The organism is Archangium sp. (assembly GCF_036388035.1).
In the GTDB taxonomy this organism is placed as follows: domain Bacteria; phylum Myxococcota; class Myxococcia; order Myxococcales; family Myxococcaceae; genus Archangium.
In genome coordinates, this window is sequence record NZ_DASVSO010000268.1 from 1 (window position 1) to 4493 (window position 4493).

At 69.3% G+C, this 4493-nt stretch carries 3 protein-coding genes and 1 tRNA gene; 3 read left to right on the top strand and 1 reads right to left on the bottom strand.

Annotation, left to right across the window (positions count from 1 at the left end):
* Nucleotides 1–185 precede the first annotated feature (185 nt).
* Nucleotides 186–261, bottom strand: a tRNA-Ala gene (locus VF697_RS11320).
* A 180-nt stretch (nucleotides 262–441) separates the two neighbouring features.
* Between VF697_RS11320 and VF697_RS11325 the strand changes: the two genes are divergently transcribed.
* From VF697_RS11325 to VF697_RS11335, 3 genes are all read left to right on the top strand, one after another.
* Entirely contained in the window at nucleotides 442–2775 is a 2334-nt protein-coding gene (locus VF697_RS11325) for a tetratricopeptide repeat protein (RefSeq protein ID WP_331094158.1), read from the top strand.
* A gap of 135 nt (nucleotides 2776–2910) precedes the next feature.
* On the top strand, nucleotides 2911–3795 hold the full coding sequence (gene cyoE, locus VF697_RS11330) for a heme o synthase (protein ID WP_331094160.1): 885 nt from the start codon (nucleotides 2911–2913) through the stop codon (nucleotides 3793–3795).
* A 7-nt stretch (nucleotides 3796–3802) separates the two neighbouring features.
* A partial coding sequence (locus VF697_RS11335; RefSeq protein WP_331094162.1) for an ABC transporter ATP-binding protein occupies nucleotides 3803–4493 on the top strand: 691 nt, incomplete at its 3' end.

A 4493-nucleotide genomic window follows, 5' to 3' on the forward strand; every position in this document is an offset into this window, starting at 1 on the left:
CGCGAACTCGGGGTAGAGCCAGATTCGCCAGAAGCAGACGAAGGCGAGCCAGAAACGGGCGAAGAACCCAAGCGAAGGCTGTTCGGTCATCGGCCCCGGATAACAGAGCGCCGGCACTTTTCAACGACTTGGAGGCCCAAATGAAAAGGGCCTCACTGTTTCCAGTGAGGCCCTTCTCTGTTGCATGGTGGAGGTGGACGGGATCGAACCGACGACCTTCGCATTGCGAACGCGACGCTCTCCCAACTGAGCTACACCCCCGCAACCTCTATGTGTCCCAACAGCCGGCGGGTGCTGCTGTTTCCCGCCGCGAAGACGAACGGGCAGATACAAGACCCTATTCCACGTGTCAAGCCGGGAATCTTCCGTACCCCTTGCGCGATTGACGCGCGGCAACTCCGGGTGTCATAAGAACCCCCTCCACAGGCGCCTTACTTCGGAATGTCTATCTCTCCCTCGAAAACGTTGAGCCCGGCCGAGCTTGCGAAGCTGGAGCACGCGTTCGCTTCCGACCCGTCCTCTGATGCTTACCGGCCCCTGGCCGAGGCCTATCTGGCCGCTGGCCGCTTCATGGAGGCCATGGTCGTCTGCAAGAAAGGGGTGAAAGCACACCCTGATCGTGCGGAGCCTCGCCTCCTGCTCGCTCGCGTGTACTCGGAGCAGGGCAAGGACAAGAAGGCCTTGGAAGAGGTGCTCGGCGCCCTCCAGGCCCAGCCCAGCGACAAGTCCTCCCTGCGCACGGCCGGAGCGCTCCAGCTCAAGACCGGCGAGGCCGAGGTCGGCAAGGCGAACCTCCTCAAGGCGTATGAGGCGGACCCCGCCGACGCCGAGACGCTGGCGGTGATGCAGCAGTACAAGGTGCAGCCGCCCCAGGCCGCCGCGCCCGCTCCTGCTCCCGCTCCGGTCGCCCCCGCCCCCGTGGCGGCTCCGGTGGCCGCGGCTCCCGTCGCCGCCGCTCCCGCTCCGGTCGCCGCTCCCACTGCCGCTCCGGTGGCTACCCGCGGGCAGGCCAGCACGGACGAGGATCGTCCCAAGGCTCGCGCCGAGCAGCCCGCGCGCACCGCGCCCCGCCGCGCGCCCGTGGTCGTCGAGGACGAGGACGAGGACACCGATGACGACGACGCGCCTCGCAAGCCGCGCAAGAGCGGCTCCAGCGGCGGCAAGTTCGTCACGCTCGGCCTGCTCATCGCCGTGCCCCTCATCCTGGGCGGCTACTTCGTCCAGGGGCGCATGGCCGCGCAGCGCAACCGGGAGATCAAGAAGCAGCTCGACGTGGCCACCGACCAGCTCAAGCACGACTCCTTCGAGTCCTACAAGAAGGCCTGCGAGGCGGCCAAGCTGGCCATCGAGGTGGACCCCGACTCCACCGCCGCGCATGGCTACCTGGCATACGCCTACGCCATCCGCTGGGGTGAGCACGGCGGGGGCGACGACGCGCGCCGCCAGGCCGAGGAGCATCTGGCCGCCGCCAAGAAGAGCGGGGAGATCAGCTCGCACCTGTACGCCGCCGAGGCCCTCGTCAAGACGTACGGTGGCAAGGGCAAGGAGGCCCTCACCGAGCTCGAGGGGCGCGTGAAGTCCTTCGACGAGCAGGGCAAGCGCAGCTCGCTGCTCTACCTGACGCTCGGCCTCATCCAGATGAACGCGGGGGACCTGGATCGCGCCAAGGACAACCTGGAGAAGGCCCAGGGCCTGTCTCCGGACGACCCGCGCATCTACGCCGCGCTCGGCGCCGTGTACCGCCGGCTCGGCCAGGACACCATCGCCTGGAAGAACTACGACTTCGCGCTGCGCTACGAGAAGGACCACCCCGAGTCCCTGCTCGGCAAGTCCCTGCTGATGCTGGAGCAGGACGAGCCCAACTACGCGCTGGCCTCGCAGATGATCAAGAAGCTGCTGGAGGCCCAGCCGCCTCCGTCCCCGCGCCAGCTCGCGGCCGCCTACCTGGCGCGCTCGCTGCTCATCTCGCGCGTGTCCGCGGGCCTGGAGAAGTTCAAGCCCGAGGAGCAGACGAAGATCGCCGAGGTCACCGGCGTGCCCACCGACAAGGAGAAGGCGCGTCAGGAGCTGCAGAAGGCCGAGGAGACGGGCTTCACCCTGGACAAGCAGAGCCCCGAGCTGCTGCTCATCAAGGGCCGCCGCCTCCTGTCCGAGAACGAGTTCGACAAGGCCGCCGAGGAGATCCGCAAGGCCGTCAAGATGGACGGCACGCGCGCCCAGTTCTACGTCGAGCTGGCCAAGGCCCTCATGGGCAAGCCGGGCGGCGAGAAGGAGGCCTCCGAGGCGCTCGTCACCGCCATCAAGACGATGGGCGACAGCCCCAAGCTGCTCACCATGCTGGGCAGCGCCTACCGCCGGCAGAACAAGCAGGACGAGGCGCTCGCCACGTATGAGCGCGCGGTGAAGGATCCCAACGCGAAGAACCCCGAGGCCCGCCTGGCCATCGGCACGCTCTACCGGGAGCGCTCCATGTGGGGCAAGGCGCAGGAGTCCCTGGAGAAGGCGGCCACCGAGTTCATCGGCCAGCCGGACCGGGCGGCCACCACGCTGCTCGAGCTGGCGCGCGTCTACGAGGGCAAGGGCGACGCCACCAAGGCCGATGAGACGTACCAGAAGGCCTTGAACGCGGACGAGAACTTCGCTCCGGCCTACTACCACTACGCGGCGTTCCTCTCGAAGGACAAGAAGCAGGCCGCCAAGGCCAAGGCGCTGGCGCAGAAGTACGTCGAGCTCGAGCCCAAGGGCGAGTTCGTGGCCCAGGCCCAGGCGCTGTAGCCGGGCTGCCGCTCTCGACAAGCGGCGCTGATAGCGACGGGCGCGGGGATGGTACTCATCCCGCGCCCGTTTGCTTGATGCGGGGCGCGCCTCTGTGTAAGGGGAAGGCCGTTTTCCAATCTGGGCGGAGTCTGCGTGAGCGCGCGAGCCGTGAGTCTGTCGAGCATCGCTTCGGACCTGGTGTCCCTCACCAAGCCGAGGCTGTCGGGCCTGGTGATCGCCACCACCGCGGGCGGCATGTGGCTGGCCCCCGGCGAGCTGACGGTGGCGCGCATCCTGGTGACGCTGCTGGCCACCTCGGGCACGGTGGGTGCCGCCAACGCGCTCAACTGCTACTGGGAGCGCCACAGCGACCGTTTCATGGCGCGCACCCGCAACCGGCCGCTGCCCTCGGGGCGCATGGAGCCGGCGGTGGCGCTGGGCTTCGGGCTGCTGCTGGCGGCCGTGTCCCTGCCAGCGCTCGCGCTGGGCTCCAACCTGCTCACCGCGGGGCTCGGGCTGGTGGCGCTGCTCAGCTACGTGCTCGCGTACACCCCGCTCAAGTCGCGCACCTCGGCCGCCATGCTGGTGGGCGCGGTGCCCGGCGCGCTGCCCCCGCTCATGGGCTGGACGGCCGTCACCGGGCAGATCGACGCGGGCGGCTACGTCCTCTTCGCCATCCTCTTCCTGTGGCAGATCCCCCACTTCATCGCCATCGCCCTGTTCCGCAAGGACGAGTACGCGGCGGCCGGCCTCAAGTCCGTGCCCCTGGAGCGGGGCGATGACTCCAGCCGGCTGCAGATCGTCCTCTACCTCGTGGCGCTGGTGCCCATGACGATGCTGCCCTTCCAGCTGCGCATCGCCGGCGGGTGGTATCTGGCGGCCGCCGTGGTGCTGGGCCTGTCGTTCCTCGGCCTGGGGGCCAAGGGGCTCTTCCGGCAGCTGGGAAGGGCCTGGGCCCGTCAAACGTTCCTGTTCAGCCTGCTGTACCTGGCCGGCCTCTTCGCCGCGCTGATGCTCGACAGTGGGGGACACGGTTAACTCGAGGATGTCCACGGCCCTCTCGGCCCTCTCTCCCGCGGCGAGCCGCTCCCCGGCGCCTCTCCTCCAGCTCGATGGACTCACCCGCCGCTTCAAGGAGCGGGTGGCGCTCCAGGGGCTGAGCCTCGCGGTGGGAGCGGGTGAAATCGTCGGCCTGCTCGGTCCCAATGGGGCGGGCAAGTCCACCACCTTCCAGCTCCTCGCCGGCCTGCTCGCCCCGGATGCCGGGCGCGTGCTGCTCGAGGGGCGTGCGCTGTCGCTGCATGACCCGGCGCTGCGTCAGCGCATGGGCATCATCTTCCAGCGCAGCAGCCTGGATGACCTGATGAGCGCGCGGGAGAACCTGCGGCTCGGCGCCCGGCTGTACGGGCTGACGGGTGCGCGGGCTCACGAGCGCGTGGAGCAGATGCTCCGCGTCATCGGCCTGTGGGAGCGCGGCGACGAGCGCGTCGCCACCTGGTCCGGCGGCATGCGCCGGCGGCTAGAGCTGGCGCGCGCCCTGGTGCACCAGCCGAGCATCCTCCTCATGGACGAGCCCACGCAGGGGCTCGATGAGGCCTCCTTCCGCTCCTTCTGGTCGCACCTGAAGGCCCTGCGCGACACCGAGGGCCTCACCGTGCTGCTCACCACCCACCGCGCCGACGAGGCGGAGGCGTGCGACCGCCTGGCGGTGCTGGACTCCGGCCGGCTGGTGGCCG